Raw genomic sequence first — 19,276 nt, 5'->3', positions numbered from 1 at the left:
GCGGAGAGTTTGTTACCGAGCGTGGCCCTGCAACGCGGCTGTGTCGGCTGCCAGAGCTGCGCCGACGATGCCTGCGGTGTTCAACAATGTGGCCGCCACCACCGGAGTTCTGTTCGTCAGGTGCGGAATCCACTTCTCGGACTTGCGGCTGATTCCGCCGCCGGCGATGAACAGATCGGGCCACAGAAGCGCCTCGAACGTTTCGAGGACCTTGGACACTTCCTTGGCCCATTCCTTGTACGAGAGGTCCTTGCGTTCCTTGACCGACGACGCGGCGCGGTGCTCTGCCTCCTTGCCGTTGACCTCGAGGTGACCGAGCTCGGTGTTGGGGAGGAGCACGCCGTCGTGCAGCACGGCCGATCCGATTCCGGTGCCGAACGTGAGCAGGATGACGACGCCGCTCTTGTCCTTGCCGCCGCCGTACTTGTCCTCGGCCACACCTGCGGCGTCGGCGTCGTTGAGGACGGTGATGTTCGGATGCCCGATCGCGCGGGCGAACAACGCCTTGGCGTCGGTGTCGATCCAGCCCTTGTCGATGTTCGCTGCCGAGCGCGCGATGCCTGCGGTCACGACGGCCGGGAGTGTGACGCCGACCGGACCCGACCAATCGAAGTACTTCACGATCTCCGCGACGACGCCCGCGACGGCCTCCGGCGTGGACGGCTGGGGGGTCTCGATCTTGTACCGGTCGCCGACGAGTTCACCCGTCACGAGATCGACGATGCCGCCCTTGATACCGCTACCGCCGACGTCCACTCCGAAGCCGAGCCGCTGAGTGCCGTCGGTGGACTGTGGTCCCGAACCTGCCTGTGTCATGTGGCGCATGCTCCTGGTGTCGTGGGAACTGAGAAGGCGTGGACGTACCCTCCGAGAAGGATAGTGGGCGGACGGTGCATTGCGCGTTCGGAACGTCGAGGCGCGCCCGCGCGGGTGGTGCGCGGCGCATCTCGTGTGATCCGATAGACCTGTGTCCACTCCAGGTAATTCGTCCGAAGCGTCCCCGAATCCCGATGCGGCTCTGACGTCGTCACTACTGGACGTGGCGGTGGAGGTCGCGCGCGCCGCGGCCACTCACGTGCGGGTGCGACGTCCCGAGGTCTTCGGCCCGAACGCGCGACCGTCGGGTGTCGGCGGGCACGAGGAGTCCGTACAGACCAAGAGCACACCGACCGATCCCGTCACGGTCGTCGACACCGAGACCGAACAGTTGCTGCGTGGACTGCTGGCGGAACGGCGAAGCGGCGACGCGATTCTGGGGGAGGAGGGCGGCGGTCGAACCGATTCGGTCGCGGGTGTGCGCTGGGTCCTCGATCCGATCGACGGGACCGTCAACTTCCTGTACGGGCTTCCCGCGTATGCGATTTCGGTCGCAGCGCAGATCGACGGCGTCAGCGTCGTGGGAGTCGTCGTCGACGTCGCACGTGACATCGTCTACACCGCGGCACGAGGCCGGGGAGCCTTCGCCACGACGTCGGACGGGACCGCGACGAGGCTGGCGTGCAACCCGATCGAGGACGTCTCACTTGCGTTGGTGGCCACCGGTTTCGGGTACTCCTCGTTCCGGCGTACGGCGCAGGGCCGCATGATCGGACAGCTGCTTCCCCGGGTCCGGGACATCAGGCGTGTCGGGTCGGCAGCACTCGATCTGTGCATGGTCGCGTCGGGGGCGGTCGACGCTCACTTCGAGCACGGACTGAGTCCGTGGGACTGGGCCGCCGGATCGTTGATCGCAGAAGAAGCGGGTGCCGTTCTTCGGTTGCCGTCGCCGAGTTCGTCGAGCGCCGAGGGTGCTGTCACCGTCGCTGTCGCAGCCGGAATCGACGCCGAATTCCTTACGCTCCTGGGTGAAGTGGGAGCGCTGGCGCCGATCCCGACGGACTGACCCGAGCCGGACCGCCGGACGCGGTGTCGGTCAGCAGGTCGCTTGTCGAGCTGCGTCCAGAAGGTCGATGTCGAGGGGCGCGGCGGGTGTACCGGGAGTGACTCCGGCCAGCGACTGCAGAACCGACTCCGCGTCCGAATTCGGCTGCAGATCCTTGAAATACGTTCCGAGGGCGAGGTCGACGGTGTCGTCGCCGCGTCCGTCTTCGATCAACTCGGCGCACGGTGCGACGAGCGAGACGGCGCTCGCAGCGGCAATTCCGTTCTGGCCGAACCGAATTTGGCCCTGGCACTGCATGTTCTGGTCGGTGTACACCGGATCGTTGCCGACCTGGACGTCGGGCGCGCTCGCGAACCCGTAGTCGCTGAGTTCTGCCGCGACGGTTGCCGCCTGGCCGGATTCGCCGTTCGCGTTGAAGACTCTGACGCGCGTGGCCGACAGTGCCGCAGGTTCGGTGTCCTCGAGAGTCGAGCGGTCCACGCGCTCACCGAGTTCGGCGGGCACTGTTCCCTCTGCAGCGGGCGTCGTGGACGGCGGATTGCATTCCACCGTCGCGGTGACCGCCTCGCCCGCGGTGAAGACGCGTATCCAGGTGAACACGCCCAGCAGGGCGAGAGCGAGCAGCACGACGAGGATGGGCATCGCGCGCCTACGACGGAACGGCCGTCCGCGATCGTCGACCGAACTACCCTCGGTGATCAGAGAAACCACGGTGTGGATACGCCTTTCCGTCGTCCGGTTCGAAATGCGGCGCTACCGGCGACCGGTCCCAGCGCGCTCGCTCACTGTAGTTGCCTCCCGAACGGACGGCTGCGTCTGTCGGCAAGTCGTCGGCGAAATTCACTCGGGGCCGGGGCGGGAATGAGTCGATGGCTCGTGTTGTTCATGCCCGGTGCACGACCGATTTCGGTGCTTTCGGCGGTTCGGTTTCGTCAAACGGCAAAGCTTCGGCTATTGTCTGGCGGCCCCGGTGGTTTCAGACCAGAGACGCATCGGTGCGAATCGGGATCGTCGCGTAGGTGTCGAAGAGGGTTTCGAGCCGAGATCGATCGGGCATTACCCGGTGTTTTCGGGCACCTTACGAGGTTCTCGTGCGTTCAACACGAACAAGGACGGTGGGAGCAACGCAAACGCCTCCTCACAGCCGGCGACCGAGCTAGGACGTCGTCAGCAGCAACCACCGGAAATCAAGGAAGAAGACGAGGGGTTAGAGGAACAATGGCAACCGACTACGACGCACCGAGAAGAACAGAGTCCGACGACGTCTCCGAGGACTCTCTCGAAGAACTGAAGGCACGTCGCAACGAGGCGCAGTCCGCGGTCGTCGACGTGGACGAGTCCGACACGGCGGAATCGTTCGAACTCCCAGGTGCGGACCTGTCCGGAGAAGAACTTTCCGTGCGAGTCGTCCCGAAGCAGGCCGACGAGTTCACGTGCTCGAGCTGCTTCCTGGTCCATCACCGGAGCAGGCTGGCCAGCGACGCGAACGGCGTGCTCGTGTGCCGAGACTGCGCTGCTTGATCGCTGAGCAGCAGGCGTAGCACGTACTGGAATCGACGCCGAGATCGCCTAGTGGCGATCTCCGGGGGTGGGCGCGGCCAGTGCAGCTACCAGATCGTCAGGTCGTTTCGAACTGACCAACCAGTAGGGGGTGGGGTCGTCGGGATCATCGAGAACTACCAGGACCATCGGTTTGACCCAAGTGCGGTGCTGAACGAAGGCAAGTGGATCCAGTTGCCTTCCCAGTGCCGCACTTTTTGCCGTTCCAGGCACCACGGCGACCCGGTCGACGACGTCGAGCGGTAGGTGAGCACGCCCGGCGTGCAGCTCCCGAGTGCCGTCCGCGTCGACGACGACCTCGATCTTCATCCGGCTGAGCCAGTAGAGGGCCCACAGCGGGAACGGCAGCAACAGAACGTAGGGGAGCCACGCGCGCAGCCCCGGGGCACCCATGTGCACCTCGGCGGCCAGCAGCGCTGCGACGGCCAGACCGACGGGCCACCACCACAGCGGGACCCACAGTTTCTCCGAATACACGACGGTGCGTGTGTCGGCGTGAGAAGAGTCCGCGGTCGGTTCGAGGTCGGGCTGGCGATCGTGAGGCACGCCCTCCAGACTACGTGGCCAAGGGAAAGGTGCCGCATGCCGTGCAGCGCGTCACGGGCCGTACGGCGTAGTCTCGGACCACGTGAGCGACGATGCACGACGTGACGACCATCAGGCGAATTCGCCGAACCCGCCGGTGATTGCGCTGAAACGACTCGACGACGGACTGCCGTTGCCGACGCGAGCCCACGAGGGCGACGCGGGAGTGGACCTGCACATCACCGCCGACGCGAGCATCGCGCCGGGCGAGCGTCGTGTCGTCGGAACCGGCATCGCCGTGGCGCTTCCGCTGGGTACCGTCGGACTCGTTCATCCCCGTTCGGGGCTCGCCGCACGTTCGGGTCTGTCCATCGTGAACGCGCCCGGCACCATCGACGCGGGCTATCGCGGTGAGATCAAGGTCTGCCTGATCAACCTCGATCCGCGTGAGACCATTCACCTGGTCCGCGGTGACCGCATCGCGCAGCTACTGGTGCAGCGCGTCGAACTCTGCACGTTCGAAGAGGTCGATTCGCTCGACGACACGACGCGCGGGAGCGGCGGATACGGTTCGAGCGGAGGCCACGCCAGTCTGGTCGACTCGGCGGTTGCCGGAGCGACGAGCACCATGACGAAGCAAGAAGAGGACTGATCATGTTCGGACGGCGTAAGAAGAACGCAGCCACCGACGACTCGCGTGTGAGTGGCGTCGCAGACGACACGGCGCCCGACGCCGACGACACCGAGCACGCGAACGTCGACCCCACGGTCGGACCGTTCGACCTGACCGAGGTCGACGACAGCCGTGACGCACTCGTCGAGACCCGTCTCGACCTCGGCTCGGTGCTGATTCCTCTGCCCGAGGGTGGTCAGCTGCAGGTCGAGATGAACCGGTCCGGCGCGCCGCAGGCCGTACACGTCGTCACGCAGCACGGCCGCATCACCATCGCCGCCTACGCCGCTCCGAAATCGCCTGGACAGTGGCGCGAGGTGACAGGCGACCTCGCGACGTCGCTACGAGCGGACAAAGCAGACGTCAGCATCGAGACCGGCCCGTGGGGGCGTGAGCTGCACGCCGTCACGGCGAACGCCGACCTCCGTTTCATCGGCGTCGACGGCTACCGCTGGATGGTGCGCTGTGTACTCGCCGGGCCCGCCGGTGCGGTCGGCGGCGACGCCCCGCTCGTCGCGATCGCCCGGAACGTGTTGTCGCAGACGATCGTCGATCGTGGCAGCGATCCGCATCCGGTGCGCACCCCACTTCCGGTGGTTCTGCCCGCGGCTCTGACGGCTCAACTCGCGGCGGCTCAGCAGCAACAGGCCCAGCAGGCCGCGGATCGGCAAGCGCCGGGCCAACCGACGGGTCAGGCGGCCCCTCAGCCGGCTGCACCCACTGCTCCGACCGAGGGTCCGCGCCGCGGCACGTCCGGATCGGCCATGCAACAGCTCGGCTGAACTCGGCTTTCGGCTCACGTCAGGAGCGACGAGAGCGCCGACACGGTCCTGATCCCGAGAATGCCTGCGTCGCGACCGATGTCGTCGAGCGTGATGGTGGCGAGCGACGACGTCGGGAGCGCGGTGTGCCACGTGTCGGCGACGGCACGCGGGTGGACCGGGTCGTCGACGGCCGCGACGATGGCCGTCGGAACGAACGTACGACGCAGGTCGTCGATCGTGGGAGCGGCGTAGCTCGCGGCCTCGTTCAGGGCAAGCGGCAGGTCCGGCCACTGCGACGCCCACGAACGGGTGAGCGTGGCGGACAGCCACCCGGGTGTCGACGCGACCATCGCCGCGGTCACGTCGTCGAGGCCCGATTCGCACAGGCGAGCCGACGTGAAGCGGGCGCTCAGCGCTGCAGGCGCATCGCCCGGTTCGCCGAGCCACGGCGGCAACGCGGCGAGCACGCCGACGATCGATTCCGGGTGACGCCGAGCCCAGGACAGTGCGACAGCGGCACCTATCGAGATGCCGCCCACGATGATTCGGCCATGGCGTCGAGCTGCGTCGTCGAGTGCGTCCTCGTATCCCGCGACGACGCGTCGAGGATCGGGATCGATCGCCGACGTCACAGTGCCCATCGTCTCGAGGGCAGGGGAGAAGGCGTCGCGCGCGAAGACGGCGTCCGATCCCGTTCCGGGAAGAACGACGGCGTGTGTGGCCCATGTCATTCCGTCGATTGTGCCGGTAGAGCCGGCACCCCGGACAGCGGGACCGTGAGTCGTCACATGCAGTGCGAGGCCGGTTGGCCACAGCAGGTTCGCGGGTCTACAGTGGCCGATGTACAGGCCTTTACGCGACCGACCCGGTCGCAGAATGCTCCAGGAGCTCACCATGGCACCCGCTGCCGCAGGATATTTCCGCCGACTCACGCGGAAGCTGACCGAGGACGTCGACCAGCTCGACGCCGAAGAGATGGCTGAGACGTCGGAAGCGTCGGGAGCACGCCGGGCATGTGATTGCTCGCGCGGCGAAGAAGTCACGATGCTGGGTCGTCTTCGCAGCGTCGAGACGTGCTCCAAGGCTGCGAACGCCAACGTCGAAGCCGAATTCTTCGACGGCACCGCCCCCGTCACGCTGGTGTGGATCGGCCGCCGCAAGATCGCAGGCATCGAGCCCGGCAAGACGGTGATGATCAAGGGCCGCGTCGGAGAACGCGACGGCCGCAAGATCGTCTACAACCCCTATTACGAACTCCGCGACGAATCCTGATTCGCCGCGTATGGCACTCTCGACGTCGTGACCGACAGAGACGGTAAAGCACCCGACGCCCCGGAAGTACAGCAGACACCGGAGGTCGATGCGCCGCCTGTGCCGACGAACGCGGCTGCGAAGAAGGAGACCGTCCTCGAGCAGATGGGCGGACTGTCCGGGCTGGTGTCGTCGACTCTGCCGGTCATCGTGTTCGTCCCGGCGAACAGCCTGTTCGAGCTGACGGTGGCGATCTGGGCCGCTCTCGCCGTCGCTCTCGGCGTCACGATCTGGCGCCTCGCCAAGCGCACCCCGATCCAGCCGGCCATCTCCGGTTTCTTCGGCGTCGGTATCTGTGCCTTCATCGCTTATCGAACCGGAGACGCCAAGGGCTACTTCCTGTTCGGCATCTACACCAGCCTCGTCTACGGCGCGGTGTTCGTGCTGTCGATCGTCGCTCGGTGGCCGCTCGTCGGAGTCGTGTGGGGATACCTCAACGGTGGGGGCACGTCCTGGCGATCGAACCGACGGTCGGTGTACGCGTACGACATCGCGACGCTCGCCTGGGCGGTCGTCTTCGGTGCGCGGTACCTCGTGCAGTCGCAGCTCTACGATTCGGACCAGACCGGCTGGCTCGCGGTCGCCCGCATCGGAATGGGGTGGCCGCTCACCGGCGTCGCGCTGCTCGTCACGTTCTGGGCTGTGCGACGCGCGGATCGTGCGTCGGCTGCGTGATTCAGGTCGTCTGGACCAGTCCGACCGCTGCACGCAGCTCGCCCTCGACCTCGACGGACGCGACGAACAGCAGTTCGTCGCCGCCTTCGAGCGGGTCGTCCTGCTGGGGGACGATCACCCGCCCTCCGCGCAGAATCGTCACCAGCGCAGCGTCTCTCGGCAACGACAGCTTCTTGACGGGCTTGCCCGCGAGGGGTGTGTTCTCGGGGAGCGTGACCTCGACGAGGTTTGCCTGACCCTTGCGGAACGTCATGAGGTGCACCAGATCTCCGACCGACACCGCTTCCTCGACGAGGGAGGCGAGCATTCGCGGGGTGGACACCGCGACGTCGACGCCCCACGACGAGTCGAACAGCCATTCGTTGCGCGGATCGTTCACGCGTGCGACGACGCGGTTGACCCCGAATTCGGTCTTGGCCAACAGGCTCAGGACGAGGTTCGCCTTGTCGTCACCGGTGGCGGCGATCACGACGTCGTAGGTCTCGAGCGCCGACGCCTCGAGCAGTCTCAGCTCGCACGCGTCGGCGAGCACCCACTCGGCCTCGGGGATGGCGTCGGGGTCGAGGTGGTCGAGCTTGCGCTCGAGGAGCATGACCGTGTGGTCGCTGCGAATCAGCTCGCGGGCAATGGATCTGCCGACGGCGCCGGCTCCTGCGATTGCGACTCTCATGGGTTCCCGTTCGTTCTCGAGGCTGATGTGGCCAGCGTACGACTAGTCGTCCGACGGCGGCGGGTTGCTTGCCAGGGCGATGGCCTCGGCCACCGTTCCGGACACCGCCGCGACGTAGATCTCGTCGTCGGCCTGGATGATCGTCTTCCGGTCCGGGAGGAGTCCGGTGCCGAACCGGATGATGAACGCGACGCGTGAGCGCGTCGCTTCCTCGAGCAGCGACAGCTTCTTGCCGACCCAACCGTCGTCGATCTCGAGGAGCACCACCGCGACGCTGCCGGACGGATCACGCCACTTCGTGGTCGGGTCGTCACGCAACAGGTTGTGCAGGAACCGGTCCGTCGCCCACGGAACAGTGGCCACCGTCGGGATACCGAGACGCTCGTAGACCGCCGCGCGTTTCGCGTCGTAGATCCGGGCGACGACCTTGTCCACGCCGAACGTCTCCCGCGCCACACGCGCCGCGATGATGTTCGAGTTGTCGCCCGACGATACGGCGGCGAACGCTTCGGCTTTCTCGATGCCTGCTTTCACCAGCACGTCACGGTCGAACCCCATACCGACGACCCGCACCCCGTCGAACGTCGGGTCGAGCCGGAGGAACGCATTCTCGTCACGGTCGATGATCGCCACGTCGTGGCCGATCCGCTGGAGTGCGCCGGCCAGTGATGCGCCGACGCGGCCGCACCCCATCACCACTACGTACACCGCTGCTGCTCCCCTCGGATCACGACTGTCCGTCGATGCGCGTTCGCATCGGCCTGCACCAACGTATCGGGCCACGCCTCGCGAATCGAGCGGAGGTGGCATCGAATTCAAGTTTCGATGCTCCTGGTACTCGCTTCCTCGGCACGAGCGCCTAGGCTCTCACCGTGCCCAAGCTTTCGACCGCCGCGAAGCGGCTCGTGCTCGGCAGGCCGTTCCGCAGCGACAAGCTCGGTCACACGCTCCTTCCGAAGCGCATCGCACTGCCCGTGTTCGCCTCCGACGCGATGTCGTCCGTCGCGTACGCGCCCGAGGAAATCTTCCTGGTGCTGTCGGTTGCCGGGATCTCGGCCTATGCCTTCACCCCGTGGATCGGCCTTGCTGTCTGCATCGTCATGGCCGTCGTCGTCGCGAGCTACCGGCAGAACGTGCACGCGTACCCGTCGGGTGGCGGCGACTACGAGGTGGCCACCACCAACCTCGGGCCGAACGCCGGGCTGACCGTCGGCAGTGCGCTCCTCGTCGACTACGTGCTCACGGTGGCCGTCTCGATCTCGGCGGCCGCGTCGAACATCGGGTCCGCCGTACCGTTCGTCGCGCAGCACAAGGTGCTGTTCGCGGTCGTCGCGATCGTGCTCATCACCGCGATCAATCTTCGCGGCATCCGTGAGTCGGGTGCGGCGTTCGCGATCCCGACCTACGCGTTCATGATCGGCATGATCCTGATGCTGGCATGGGGTCTGGTCCGAGTGTTTGTTCTCGGTGAGGACCTGCAGGCCGAGTCCGCGTCCTTCGAGCTGAAAGCCGAGGACTCACATCTGTACGGGATCGCGTTCGCGTTCCTGATCGCACGGGCGTTCTCGTCGGGTTGTGCGGCGCTGACCGGTGTCGAGGCGATCAGCAACGGCGTTCCCGCGTTCCGGAAGCCCAAATCACGCAACGCGGCGACGACGTTGCTCATGCTCGGCGTCATCGGCATCACGCTGCTGATGGGCATCATCGTTCTGGCCGAGAAGATCGGCATCAAGTACGCCCTCGACCCGCACGAGCAGCTGATCGGTGCGCCCGCGGACTACCACCAGAAGACGCTCATCGCGCAGCTCGCCGAGACCGTCTTCCAGGGCTTCCCGATCGGGTTCTTCTTCATCACCATCGTCACCGCCCTGATCCTCGTGCTCGCCGCCAACACCGCGTTCAACGGCTTCCCGGTTCTGGGATCCGTCCTCGCACAGGACCGTTACCTTCCACGGCAGCTGCACACGCGCGGTGATCGCCTCGCGTTCAGCAACGGAATTCTGTTCCTGTCCGGTGCCGCCATCGCCTTCGTCGTCGTCTTCGGCGCCGAGGTGACCAAGCTCATCCAGCTGTACATCGTCGGCGTGTTCGTGTCGTTCACGTTGAGCCAGACCGGCATGATCCGGCACTGGACGCGGTTGCTTCGCACCGAGCAGGACCCCGATGTTCGACGCCACATGTTCCGCTCCCGCATCGTCAACGGTGTCGGTCTCGCGATGACGGGCGCGGTGCTGGTGATCGTGCTGATCACCAAGTTCGCCGCGGGAGCGTGGATCGCCATCGTCGCGATGGTCGCGATCTTCGCGTTGATGCGGATGATCCGTCGCCACTACGACACGGTCGCCCGCGAGTTGGAGAACGAGGAGTGGGACGGCGTACTGCCGAGCCGCACGCACTCGATCGTGCTGGTGAGCAAGCTGCACATGCCGACGCTGCGTGCACTCGCCTATGCACGGGCCACCCGCCCGGACACGTTGGAGGCCGTGACGGTCAACGTCGACGAGGCCGATACGCGCACTCTGGTCCGCGAGTGGGAGGACAGTGACGTCACCGTCCCGCTCAAGGTCGTGGAGTCGCCGTACCGCGAGATCACGAAGCCGGTGCTCGACTACGTCAAGCGAGTACGCCGTGACTCGCCGCGTGACGTCGTCACGGTGTTCATTCCCGAGTACGTCGTCGGACACTGGTGGGAGCAGATTCTGCACAACCAGAGTGCGCTGCGACTCAAGAGCCGCCTGCTGTTCCAGCCGGGCGTGATGGTCACCAGCGTGCCGTGGCAGCTGCATTCGTCCGAGAAGGCGAAGCGCGAGTCGATCGAGAACGCGCCGGGAGCGTCCCGTCGCGGCTACGAGCCCCCGAACGCGTCGTGACGGGACAGATGTCGATGACGGAGAACTGGTTCGGCCGCACGATCGAGGTCACCCTGGGACCACCCGGGCACGGCGGGTTCTGCGTCGCCCGCCACGACGGGCGCGTGATGTTCGTCCGGCACGGACTGCCGGGCGAAGTCGTCCGAGCCAAGGTCACCGAGGATCGAGGCGGATCGTTCTGCCGCGCGGACGCCGTCGAGATCGTTTCGCCGTCGCCGGACAGGATCCCGCAGGTCTGCCCCATCTCCGGACCCGGTGGTTCGGGCTGTTGCGACTACTCGCACGCCACCGTCGACGCCGGTCGCGCGATGAAGGCTGCTGTCGTCGCCGAGCAACTGCGTCGAATCGCGGGTATCGATCGCGACGTCACCGTGGAGGGTCTCCCCGGTGACGACGACGGCACCCGGTGGCGTACGCGAGTGCGGTTGGGTGTCGACGGCGCAGGCCGCGCCGGTTTTCACCGGTTCCGTAGCTCGACGCTGGTGACCGATCTCGGCTGCCCACAGGTGGTTGCGGGTGCACTCGACGGTCTCGACGCCGAACGATGGCGTCCGGGAAGCGAACTCGCCGTCGCGGTCGACGGGGACGACGTGCGCCACGTCGTCGAGATCGCTCCTGCTGCGGTGTCGCGGACAGGTCGTCGATCGCCGGGCCGTCGCGGCGCTGCGGCACGTCGGGCAGCCGCGTCGCGACCACGTCCGGAGAAAGTCGTCGAGGGAACCGGGCGTCCGCACGAGTTCGTCTCAGGTCGGCAGTGGGAACTCGACGCCACCGGATTCTGGCAGGCCCATCGGAACGCCGCGCAGGTCTACAGCGACGTCGTGTCCGAATGGGCCGACGCTGCCGCGGGCTCGGTGGCCTGGGATCTCTACGGGGGAGTCGGGGTGTTCGCGGCGAGCGTCGCCGACGCAGTCGGTCCGTCGGGTCGGGTCGCCAGTGTCGAATTCTCCCGTCGCGCAGCCGCGGACGGTGCTGCGGCACTTGCCGATTCACCGCAGATCGAATTCGTTCCCGGCCGGGTCGAACGCGTCGTCGCCTCGCTTCCATCCCCATCCGTCATCGTCCTCGACCCGCCGAGATCGGGCGCGGACAAGGACGTGGTGTCGGCGATCGAAGCGACGGACGCCCACCGGGTGGTCCACATCGGTTGCGATCCAGCATCGTTCGCCCGTGACACGGCGTTGTATCGAGCCGCGGGTTTCGAGTTCGCGGACATGCGGGCGTTCGACGCGTTCCCGTTGAGCCATCACGTGGAATGCATCGGATTGTTCGTTCGCTGACGGAAATCGTGGCACCCCCACGGCGACACCGGGTGTCGTAGCGTGGGCGGGTGCTGTCCAGAATGCGAACTTCGTCCCTGTCCACCCTCGCCGTAGCGGTTCTCGCCGTCGGCGCGGTGGTCTCGTGCTCGTCGTCGGAGGTCGGTGAGTCGCCCGAACCGACGGGTGCGTCCGCCGAGGGTGCTTTCCCGGTGACGATCGACACCAAGTTCGGCGAGGTGACCGTCGAATCGAAGCCCCAGCGCGTCGTGGCTCTCGGCTGGGCCGACGCGGAAACCGCTCTCGCGCTCGGTGTCCAGCCCGTCGGTGCGAGCGACTGGCTTGCGTTCGGGGGAGATGGGGTCGGGCCGTGGGCAGAGGGCTTGTACGACGCGTCGCCCGAGATCATCGGCACCCAGGAGCCGTCCTACGAGGCCGTCGCCGCGCTCGAGCCCGACGTCATTCTCGATACCAAGAGCTCCGGCGACCAGGACAGATACGACCGGCTGTCGCAGATCGCGCCGACCATCGCACTGCCCGAGGGTGCCGACAACTATCTGACCTCGCTCGATCAACAGGTCACCATGGTGTCGGCGGCACTCGGCGAGTCAGCGAAGGGAGCCGAGCTGTTGTCCGAGGTCGAGGCGAATTTCGCCGCGGCTGTGGAGCAGAATCCGGAATTCGTCGGCAAGACGATCACCGTCGGCGCGTACAGCGGAACCGGTTACGGCGCATACGTTTCCGACAGCACGCGCATGCAGTTCATGAAGAGGCTCGGGTTCGTGTCCAATCCGACGATCGATGCGCTACCGCCGCAGGGGTTCTCGGTGCCCATCTCCGACGAGGAGCTCGGCCTGCTCGACGCGGACCTCGTCGTGATCTTTCCGATTCAGACGTCGCCGTCCGACGTCACCGACAATCCGCTGTTCCGGGCGATACCGGCAGTGCAGGACGGTCGGTCGCTGGTGTTCGACGACCCCGTCGTCGCGAAGTCGTATTCGACCAGTTCTGTGCTGTCGCTGCAGTACGCGGTGGAACAGGTCGTTCCGCTGCTCGCCGACAGACTCCAGCAGTAGGCATCAGGGCAGGACGACGGCGAGCTGTGCGCGCTCCGGATACGCCGGAGCGAGGATTCGCTGGGCGCCGCAGGCGCAGTGCTGGTAGCTGATGCGGCCCTCGCTGGTGTCGTGTCGGCTCGTGGTGGTCCAGGTGTGGTCGTGTGTGGTCATACGCCCACTGTGCTGTAATGGGCTTATGCACATCAACCCTTACGGAACGTATGCGGTGCAACTGGGCGTCGACCTCTACAACACGCCGCCTGAATCGGCCGCCGAACTCGGACGGCGCTGCGTCGACGGAGGGCTCGTCGTCGACACCGAGCCGACCGACGCCGATCTCGCCGACGCGATGCAGTTCCTCCGTGAATGGGCAACCGTCGTCGACGCGACGACCGACGAGGCACGCGCGGACATCCTCAACGGGATGCTCGCCCGCGCATCGGCTTATCCACGCCTCACCGACCACGCGGGCGACGGGTGGCACATGCATTATCGTGACCCGAACATCCCGCTCGGCGCAGTCATCAGGGCGCTCGTGAGTGTGGGTACCGCACTGCACCTGACGACGCGCGGGATGACGCGGCTGGGACGCTGTGCGGCAGAGGGCTGTTCGAACATCTTCGCCGACGTCTCGCGCACCGGACGCCAACGTTATTGCGGTACAGCGTGTTCCAACCGCGACGCGGTTCGGCGCCACCGCGCACGAGCCGCGTCGCGTGCCTGACGTCAGGTCTTGCGGTTGTAGAGACGCATCGTCAGCGGCCCGAAGATCACCAGGAATCCGGCGCACATCACCGCGGTGACCATCAGCTTCGAGGAGTCGGGTTCGCCTGCCATCAGGGACCGAATCGACGTGACGAGGAAGCTGACCGGGTTGACCTCGACGAAAGCGCGCAGCCAGCCCGGCATCGTCTGTGGATCGACGAAGATGTTGCTGGCGAACGTCAGCGGGAACAGGATGAACATCGAGACGCCCATGACGGCGGCCTCGGTCCGGACGATCATTGCGATCATCGTCCACACCCACGACAGGCAGAACGAGAACACCAGCAACAGCACGACCGACGCGACGACGCCCACGACGCCACCCTCGGGCCGGAAACCGATGATCAGGCCGAGAATCAACACGATGACCGACGCCAGCGAGTAGCGCACGACGTCACCGAACAGGGCACCGACGAGCGGCGACGGACGCCAGATGGGCAGCGATCGGAAGCGGTCGAAGACGCCCTTCTCGATGTCCTTGTTGATGGTGATGCCGGTGTACATGGTGATCATGACGACCGTCTGCACCAGGATGCCGGGCAGCAGAAACTGGATGTAGGCGCTCGTCGACCCGGCCAGCGCTCCGCCGAACAAGTACGTGAACAGCAGCGTGAACATGATCGGGAACATCGTCACGTCGAACAGCTGCTCGGGAACGTGCTTGATCTTCAGCAGCGCGCGCCACCCGAACGACAGCGACGTGGACAGAGCGGACGGCCTCGCGGGTCGGGGACCCGATGCCCGAAGGACGTCGGACACCGCGTCGGTCGACGCCGCGATCTCGGTGGGGGAAGTAGTCATGACGCACGCTCCGTGGTGTCGGTGGTGTGTCCGGTCAGGGCGAGGAAGACCTCGTCGAGACTCGGTTGGCCGATGGCGAACGACGCGATACCGATTCCCGCTTCCTCGAACGCGGGCAGAGCCGATGCGACCGACGACGTCGACTCGAGACGTGCCGACAGAGCCGCAGGATCTGCTTCCTCGACGACCTGCTCACGCAGAATCGTGCGCAGGACCCTCGCTGCGGCGTCACGCTGCAGGGGATCGGAGACGCGCACGTGCAGCGATCCCGCGCCGACGGACGCCTTCAGTTCGCTCGTGGTGCCCTCGGCGATGACCTGTCCGCGATCGATGACCGCGATGCGGCCTGCGAGCTGGTCGGCCTCGTCGAGATACTGGGTGGTCAACAGGACCGTCGTGCCGCCCGCGACGAGTGCGCGCACGATCTCCCACACCTGATTTCGGCTGCGGGGGTCGAGGCCGGTGGTGGGCTCGTCGAGAAAGATCAGTTCAGGGGTGACGATGATGCTCGCCGCGATGTCGATACGTCGACGCATACCGCCGGAGTAGGTCTTCACCTGTCGCCCACCGGCATCCGCGATGCCGAAGGCCGACAACAGCTCGTCCGACCGCGAGCGGGCGGCCGGGCGAGAATAGCCGTACAAGCGTGCGAGCAGCACCAGATTCTCGGTGCCGGTGAGGTCCTCGTCGAGCGACGCGAACTGCCCGGTGAGGGACACTTTGCTGCGCACCGCGTCGGGCTCGGCGGCGACGTCGTGACCGAGTACCCGCGCGGTGCCACCGTCGATCGGTAGCAGCGTCGCGAGCATCCGAATGGTCGTCGTCTTGCCCGCGCCGTTCGGACCGAGCACGCCGTACACCCCGCCCGACGGGACGCGTAGGTCTATTCCATCCACGGCGACGTTGTCGCCGAAGCGTTTGATCAGGCCTGACGTCTCGATTGCCGCCTCGTGTCCCATTCGTCCAAGATTGTCCGAGTTCACGCTGTTCCGCAAATGAATTTCCCGGTCGGCCATCCATTTCGTGACATGTACCGAATGTGTTGTGCGGCGGGAAAACGCGGAGGTTTCGGTGTGAAGGCAATATGAGCACTACTCTCTTGATCAATGAACGCGATCAGAGTCGAAGCAGTTGGGACCTCGTTCCGGTGAGCAGCAACCCGAGCCAGGGTTCGCCGTATCAGGGAATGCCAGGCTCAGAAGAGAACCCGTCGACACCCGAGGGCGGCGACGGTCCCGCCTGTGCCGTGCCCAGCGCGCAGCTACGCAATCTGCGCGCCGACGAGGCCGAACGTCTACGCCGACTGATGGTCGCCGTCGCCGCTGGAGATCAGCGCGCCTTCGGCGAGTTGTACGACGCCACATCGGCTCGGGTGCACGGCATGGTGCTGCGGGTTCTGCGCGACCCGGGGTACAGCGAGGAGACGACTCAGGAGGTGTTCCTGCAGATCTGGCGGTCGGCGCCGAACTACGACCCGGCCCAGGGGAGTCCGCTCGCCTGGATCATGACGCTGGCGCATCGACGTGCCGTCGACCGCGTCAGGTCCGAGCAGTCGGGAACCGATCGTGAGGCGGCGTACGGGGCGATCAGCCAGTCCTCGGAACACGACGAGGTGCTCGAAGCGGTGACGCAGCGACTCGAATCCGAGGCCGTGGTTGCGTGCCTCGACACACTGACCGATACGCAGCGCGAGTCGGTACGAATGGCTTACTACAGCGGATGGACCTACCGCGAGGTGGCCGAGCGGCTCGGAGTGGCCGTGCCCACCATCAAATCGCGAATAAGAGATGGACTGATCAAGTTGAAGACATGTCTGGGGGTGACACCCTCATGAGCGACGCATCCCGACAACGGCTGCTCGACGCGGCAGAGGTGTACGCCCTGCACGCGGTCAGCGAGGCCGAGCACGCCGAGATCGAGAACGACCTGCGGTCCGTCGACGACACGGCCCGCGTTCAGTTCAACATCCTCGTCAGCGAGATCCAGGAAACGCTGGCTCTGGTGTCGGTGCTCGACGCAGTCGAACCCCCGGCGGAGCTGAGAACCCGTGTGCTGGACGAGATTCCGAACACTCCGCAGGCGGCGCCGACTCCGCGCGAGAAGTCGAACGTGACGAGCATGGCAGGCCATCGCGAACGTCGAAAGTCCAAGTGGCGCACCACGGTGATGGCCGCTGCGGCAGCGGTGGTCGTCGCGGTCGGTGGCGTCGTCGTGGCTACCCAGGTGCTGCAGAACGAGCCGACGCCGACGCAGGCCGAGCAGATCGTCGCGGCCCCGGATGCGCGCGAGGCCGTCGCCGAATTCCCCGGTGGCGGAACGGCAACCGTCTCGTATTCGCGCGAGTCCGATTCGGTCGTCGTGAAGCTCGACGGCGTTCCGGCTCCCGAGCCGGGCAAGGACTACCAGATGTGGTTCGTGGACGGGACCCCGCGATCGGTGGGTCTGGTGACTGCGGATCAGTTGTCCGGCGACGGAGACACCGTCATCGACGGCATGGGTGCGTCGACCAACTTCGCGTTCTCGCTCGAGCCTGCGGGTGGTTCACCGCAGCCGACCGAGGTGCTGACGATGGTGTCGCTGACGGCCTAGACCGCACGAGAGAGTTCGGCGTCGGGAGTCATCTGCCGACGCCGAACTGTCCCAACGACTTGATGGCGATGTTCATCTGGGCGTACGCACCCGCGGCGAGGTTGCCCAGCACGGCCAGTTTCGTCGCGGGCGCGTCCACGGTGAGCGCGTGGAAATCGGCGACGGTCACGACGGCGACGGTCAGGTCGGTGTCGGCGCGGAAATTCAGCAGAAACGGTGTGTTCGCCAACAGAGGCATCTCTCCGAAACTCATGCCGGGGGACAGCGTCGAGATCCGCTGATGGAATCCGTCGGGTGTGTCGTAGGTGGAGCTGACTTCCCCGACGAGGACGAGAAACAGACCGGCAGCGGGGTCGCCCGCCCGCACGATGACGTCGCCCGCTGCGTAGTGCCTGGTGTCGATCACTGCCTCGACCCGCGCGTACTGCTCCTCGGTGAGTCCGGCCAACACCGGATGTTCGACGGCCGAGATCCTCACGGGCTGCCGCGGGCCCACGCAGTATCGGTCGAGCACCAGTTCCTCGGCCCATCCGATGCCCGAGCCGATGTCTCCGAACACTCGTCCACCGGGGTCCTTCGGATCGATGCTGGACGACGCATGACCCAGGACGCCTCGTGGGTCGACGAACGCCGCGTGACAACGCTTTGCGGCGAGCTGGGTGCGCAGGTCGTCGAACATGCTGCGCGCGATGTCGCTGACGTCGTCGACGCCCCGGACGTCGAGCACGAGTGCGTCGAGGTCCTCGTCCAACGTTCCGATCTCGCGCACCGCGGTCTCCGCGCCCGAGAACAGCAGATCGCCGTGCAGTTCGTACACCCGCGCGCGGTGACCGAACTTGGCCAGCGCGTCCTGCTCGATGTCGCTTCTCCGTTTACGCGACGGGGCCTCCGCGACGGTGTAGCGTCCACGGACCGCCGACGCCGCGGCGCGGGGCACGTGCAGGAAGTGCAGCTCCAGCGTGCGAGAGAGCTGACGGCACGCCGCCACCCCGCGGACGCTGTTGCCGTGTCCGTCCAGGCGCGGCGAGTAGACGGCGATGCCCATCTGGCCCGGCAGGACCGCAAGTACCCCGCCGCCGACCCCGCTCTTGGCGGGCAAACCGACTTTCGCGACCCAGTCGCCTGCGCCGTCGTACATTCCGCAGGTCGTCATGACGCTGAGCACTCGCTCGACGAGGACGGGGGACAGGGCGCGTTCACCTGTTCGCGGATTGACGCCGTTGTTGGCCATGGTCGCGGCCATCATCGCCAGGTCGGCGGCGGTGACGTCGATGGAACACTGACGGAAGTACAGGTCGACGGCCTCGTCCGGGTCGCCGGCGATGATGTCGAACGACCGGAGCATGTACCCGATCGCGCGGTTCCGATGACCGGTTCTCGCCTCGGACCGGTACACGGCGTCGTTGAACGTCAGTTCGCGTCCTGCGTACCGCGAGTAGGCCTTTCTGATGCGTTCGAAGCGCTGCTCGGCAGTCCGACCGTGGATCAGCGATGCCGATGTGATGGCACCGGCGTTGATCATCGGATTTCGCGGACGTTCGGTGACGGGGTCGAGGCTGATCTCGTTGAACGGTTCGCCGGACGGCTCGATGTCGATCTTCGCGGCGACCGCGTCCTCCCCGTTGTCGGCGAGCGCGAGACCGTACGTGAACGGCTTCGAGATGGACTGAATGGTGAACGGCGCGCGCGTGTCGCCGATTTCGTAGACGTACCCGTCGCTCGTGGCCAGCGCGATTCCGAAGCCGTCGGGGGACACCGCGGCCAGTTCGGGTATGTAATCGGCCACGGCGCCCGAGATTTCGTCGCGGCACGCCTCGTGGATGCGGTGCAGAATGTCGTCGACCACGGTCGTCATGAGGCAACCCTATGCTGCA

Annotated in this window: 22 protein-coding genes; 12 read left to right on the top strand and 10 right to left on the bottom strand. The window is 66.3% G+C overall.

Annotated elements, in window-relative coordinates; all coding sequences use genetic code 11:
* Positions 1–12: 12 nt before the first annotated feature.
* Entirely contained in the window at positions 13–816 is an 804-nt protein-coding gene (gene ppgK, locus DK926_RS06480; RefSeq protein ID WP_114329688.1) for a polyphosphate--glucose phosphotransferase, read from the bottom strand.
* 202 nt (positions 817–1,018) lie between these two features.
* On the opposite strand from ppgK, the gene DK926_RS06475 reads away from it, so the two are divergent.
* Positions 1,019–1,882, top strand: coding sequence for an inositol monophosphatase family protein (locus DK926_RS06475; protein ID WP_243636686.1), 864 nt, complete (start codon positions 1,019–1,021; stop codon positions 1,880–1,882).
* 30 nt (positions 1,883–1,912) lie between these two features.
* Here the strand turns inward: DK926_RS06475 and cei are convergent, their stop codons facing one another.
* Positions 1,913–2,593, bottom strand: a complete 681-nt coding sequence (gene cei, locus DK926_RS06470) for an envelope integrity protein Cei (RefSeq protein WP_114329686.1) — start codon at positions 2,591–2,593, stop codon at positions 1,913–1,915.
* A 507-nt stretch (positions 2,594–3,100) separates the two neighbouring features.
* On the opposite strand from cei, the gene DK926_RS06465 reads away from it, so the two are divergent.
* Positions 3,101–3,403 carry a DUF4193 domain-containing protein gene (locus DK926_RS06465; RefSeq protein ID WP_019664051.1) on the top strand — a complete coding sequence of 101 codons (303 nt, stop codon included), beginning with the start codon at positions 3,101–3,103 and terminating at the stop codon, positions 3,401–3,403.
* A 48-nt stretch (positions 3,404–3,451) separates the two neighbouring features.
* Here DK926_RS06465 and DK926_RS06460 read toward each other — a convergent pair whose 3' ends face one another.
* On the bottom strand, positions 3,452–3,919 hold the full coding sequence (locus tag DK926_RS06460; protein WP_068425993.1) for a DUF3093 domain-containing protein: 468 nt from the start codon (positions 3,917–3,919) through the stop codon (positions 3,452–3,454).
* Positions 3,920–4,124: 205 nt separating this feature from the next.
* Between DK926_RS06460 and dut the strand changes: the two genes are divergently transcribed.
* Positions 4,125–4,619, top strand: coding sequence for a dUTP diphosphatase (gene dut / locus DK926_RS06455; protein ID WP_174551416.1), 495 nt, complete (start codon positions 4,125–4,127; stop codon positions 4,617–4,619).
* 2 nt (positions 4,620–4,621) lie between these two features.
* Positions 4,622–5,422, top strand: a complete 801-nt coding sequence (locus DK926_RS06450) for a DUF3710 domain-containing protein (RefSeq protein WP_114329685.1) — start codon at positions 4,622–4,624, stop codon at positions 5,420–5,422.
* A gap of 14 nt (positions 5,423–5,436) precedes the next feature.
* Here the strand turns inward: DK926_RS06450 and DK926_RS06445 are convergent, their stop codons facing one another.
* The gene (locus DK926_RS06445) at positions 5,437–6,135 is read right to left on the bottom strand and encodes an alpha/beta hydrolase (RefSeq protein WP_114329684.1); all 699 of its coding nucleotides are present in this window, start codon (positions 6,133–6,135) and stop codon (positions 5,437–5,439) included.
* Between the two features lie 163 nt (positions 6,136–6,298).
* On the opposite strand from DK926_RS06445, the gene DK926_RS06440 reads away from it, so the two are divergent.
* Both DK926_RS06440 and DK926_RS06435 read left to right on the top strand, forming a co-directional pair.
* Positions 6,299–6,676: an OB-fold nucleic acid binding domain-containing protein gene (locus DK926_RS06440; RefSeq protein ID WP_068425992.1), complete on the top strand. Its 378-nt coding sequence runs from the start codon at positions 6,299–6,301 to the stop codon at positions 6,674–6,676.
* 144 nt (positions 6,677–6,820) lie between these two features.
* Positions 6,821–7,390 carry a DUF3159 domain-containing protein gene (locus tag DK926_RS06435; RefSeq protein ID WP_114329746.1) on the top strand — a complete coding sequence of 190 codons (570 nt, stop codon included), beginning with the start codon at positions 6,821–6,823 and terminating at the stop codon, positions 7,388–7,390.
* A 1-nt stretch (position 7,391) separates the two neighbouring features.
* Here DK926_RS06435 and DK926_RS06430 read toward each other — a convergent pair whose 3' ends face one another.
* Together DK926_RS06430 and DK926_RS06425 are read right to left on the bottom strand one after the other, a co-directional pair.
* On the bottom strand, positions 7,392–8,060 hold the full coding sequence (locus DK926_RS06430) for a TrkA family potassium uptake protein (protein ID WP_114329683.1): 669 nt from the start codon (positions 8,058–8,060) through the stop codon (positions 7,392–7,394).
* 42 nt (positions 8,061–8,102) lie between these two features.
* Complete coding sequence (locus DK926_RS06425) at positions 8,103–8,768, bottom strand: TrkA family potassium uptake protein (protein WP_207890757.1); 666 nt, start codon at positions 8,766–8,768, stop codon at positions 8,103–8,105.
* Positions 8,769–8,932: 164 nt separating this feature from the next.
* Here DK926_RS06425 and DK926_RS06420 point away from each other — a divergent pair, with 164 nt between their 5' ends.
* The 3 genes from DK926_RS06420 (at position 8,933) to DK926_RS06410 (ending at position 13,265) form a co-directional block, all read left to right on the top strand.
* On the top strand, positions 8,933–10,930 hold the full coding sequence (locus tag DK926_RS06420) for an APC family permease (protein ID WP_114329682.1): 1,998 nt from the start codon (positions 8,933–8,935) through the stop codon (positions 10,928–10,930).
* Positions 10,931–10,944: 14 nt separating this feature from the next.
* Positions 10,945–12,210, top strand: a complete 1,266-nt coding sequence (locus DK926_RS06415; protein WP_114329744.1) for a TRAM domain-containing protein — start codon at positions 10,945–10,947, stop codon at positions 12,208–12,210.
* Between the two features lie 62 nt (positions 12,211–12,272).
* A complete protein-coding gene (locus DK926_RS06410; RefSeq protein ID WP_207890756.1) occupies positions 12,273–13,265 on the top strand; it encodes an iron-siderophore ABC transporter substrate-binding protein in 993 nt (330 codons plus the stop codon).
* Positions 13,266–13,268: 3 nt separating this feature from the next.
* Here DK926_RS06410 and DK926_RS26590 read toward each other — a convergent pair whose 3' ends face one another.
* Entirely contained in the window at positions 13,269–13,418 is a 150-nt protein-coding gene (locus DK926_RS26590) for a hypothetical protein (RefSeq protein ID WP_165839517.1), read from the bottom strand.
* 25 nt (positions 13,419–13,443) lie between these two features.
* Between DK926_RS26590 and DK926_RS06405 the strand changes: the two genes are divergently transcribed.
* Complete coding sequence (locus tag DK926_RS06405) at positions 13,444–13,971, top strand: CGNR zinc finger domain-containing protein (protein WP_165839516.1); 528 nt, start codon at positions 13,444–13,446, stop codon at positions 13,969–13,971.
* A gap of 2 nt (positions 13,972–13,973) precedes the next feature.
* On the opposite strand, the gene DK926_RS06400 is transcribed toward DK926_RS06405, so the two are convergent.
* Both DK926_RS06400 and DK926_RS06395 read right to left on the bottom strand, forming a co-directional pair.
* Positions 13,974–14,813, bottom strand: a complete 840-nt coding sequence (locus DK926_RS06400) for an ABC transporter permease (protein WP_114329681.1) — start codon at positions 14,811–14,813, stop codon at positions 13,974–13,976.
* Positions 14,810–15,772: an ATP-binding cassette domain-containing protein gene (locus DK926_RS06395; RefSeq protein ID WP_207890755.1), complete on the bottom strand. Its 963-nt coding sequence runs from the start codon at positions 15,770–15,772 to the stop codon at positions 14,810–14,812. The genes DK926_RS06400 and DK926_RS06395 overlap by 4 nt, the downstream gene beginning before the upstream one ends.
* Positions 15,773–15,897: 125 nt before the next feature.
* Between DK926_RS06395 and DK926_RS06390 the strand changes: the two genes are divergently transcribed.
* Together DK926_RS06390 and DK926_RS06385 are read left to right on the top strand one after the other, a co-directional pair.
* Positions 15,898–16,647: a sigma-70 family RNA polymerase sigma factor gene (locus DK926_RS06390; RefSeq protein WP_114329679.1), complete on the top strand. Its 750-nt coding sequence runs from the start codon at positions 15,898–15,900 to the stop codon at positions 16,645–16,647.
* Positions 16,644–17,402, top strand: a complete 759-nt coding sequence (locus tag DK926_RS06385) for an anti-sigma factor (RefSeq protein ID WP_068424445.1) — start codon at positions 16,644–16,646, stop codon at positions 17,400–17,402. The genes DK926_RS06390 and DK926_RS06385 overlap by 4 nt, the downstream gene beginning before the upstream one ends.
* 28 nt (positions 17,403–17,430) lie before the next feature.
* Here the strand turns inward: DK926_RS06385 and glsA are convergent, their stop codons facing one another.
* The gene (gene glsA, locus DK926_RS06380; protein ID WP_114329678.1) at positions 17,431–19,257 is read right to left on the bottom strand and encodes a glutaminase A; all 1,827 of its coding nucleotides are present in this window, start codon (positions 19,255–19,257) and stop codon (positions 17,431–17,433) included.
* Positions 19,258–19,276: the final 19 nt, after the last annotated feature.

The sequence above is a fragment of the Rhodococcus sp. Eu-32 genome (genome assembly GCF_003336925.1).
GTDB lineage: Bacteria > Actinomycetota > Actinomycetes > Mycobacteriales > Mycobacteriaceae > Rhodococcoides > Rhodococcoides kyotonensis_B.
Note: the sequence above shows the minus strand (reverse complement) of the source record. Positions and strands in the feature narration are given on the sequence as shown.

What these genes read in the sequence shown, in the direction of transcription:
- ppgK (WP_114329688.1), bottom strand. Translation starts at nt 816, where the DNA reads ATGACACAGGCAGGTTCGGGACCACAGTCCACCGACGGCACTCAGCGG.
- DK926_RS06465 (WP_019664051.1), top strand. Translation starts at nt 3,101, where the DNA reads ATGGCAACCGACTACGACGCACCGAGAAGAACAGAGTCCGACGACGTC.
- DK926_RS06450 (WP_114329685.1), top strand. Translation starts at nt 4,622, where the DNA reads ATGTTCGGACGGCGTAAGAAGAACGCAGCCACCGACGACTCGCGTGTG.
- DK926_RS06445 (WP_114329684.1), bottom strand. Translation starts at nt 6,135, where the DNA reads ATGACATGGGCCACACACGCCGTCGTTCTTCCCGGAACGGGATCGGAC.
- DK926_RS06440 (WP_068425992.1), top strand. Translation starts at nt 6,299, where the DNA reads ATGGCACCCGCTGCCGCAGGATATTTCCGCCGACTCACGCGGAAGCTG.
- DK926_RS06435 (WP_114329746.1), top strand. Translation starts at nt 6,821, where the DNA reads ATGGGCGGACTGTCCGGGCTGGTGTCGTCGACTCTGCCGGTCATCGTG.
- DK926_RS06430 (WP_114329683.1), bottom strand. Translation starts at nt 8,060, where the DNA reads ATGAGAGTCGCAATCGCAGGAGCCGGCGCCGTCGGCAGATCCATTGCC.
- DK926_RS06415 (WP_114329744.1), top strand. Translation starts at nt 10,945, where the DNA reads ATGACGGAGAACTGGTTCGGCCGCACGATCGAGGTCACCCTGGGACCA.
- DK926_RS06410 (WP_207890756.1), top strand. Translation starts at nt 12,273, where the DNA reads ATGCGAACTTCGTCCCTGTCCACCCTCGCCGTAGCGGTTCTCGCCGTC.
- DK926_RS26590 (WP_165839517.1), bottom strand. Translation starts at nt 13,418, where the DNA reads ATGACCACACACGACCACACCTGGACCACCACGAGCCGACACGACACC.
- DK926_RS06405 (WP_165839516.1), top strand. Translation starts at nt 13,444, where the DNA reads ATGCACATCAACCCTTACGGAACGTATGCGGTGCAACTGGGCGTCGAC.
- DK926_RS06400 (WP_114329681.1), bottom strand. Translation starts at nt 14,813, where the DNA reads ATGACTACTTCCCCCACCGAGATCGCGGCGTCGACCGACGCGGTGTCC.
- DK926_RS06395 (WP_207890755.1), bottom strand. Translation starts at nt 15,772, where the DNA reads ATGGGACACGAGGCGGCAATCGAGACGTCAGGCCTGATCAAACGCTTC.
- DK926_RS06390 (WP_114329679.1), top strand. Translation starts at nt 15,898, where the DNA reads ATGAGCACTACTCTCTTGATCAATGAACGCGATCAGAGTCGAAGCAGT.
- DK926_RS06385 (WP_068424445.1), top strand. Translation starts at nt 16,644, where the DNA reads ATGAGCGACGCATCCCGACAACGGCTGCTCGACGCGGCAGAGGTGTAC.
- glsA (WP_114329678.1), bottom strand. Translation starts at nt 19,257, where the DNA reads ATGACGACCGTGGTCGACGACATTCTGCACCGCATCCACGAGGCGTGC.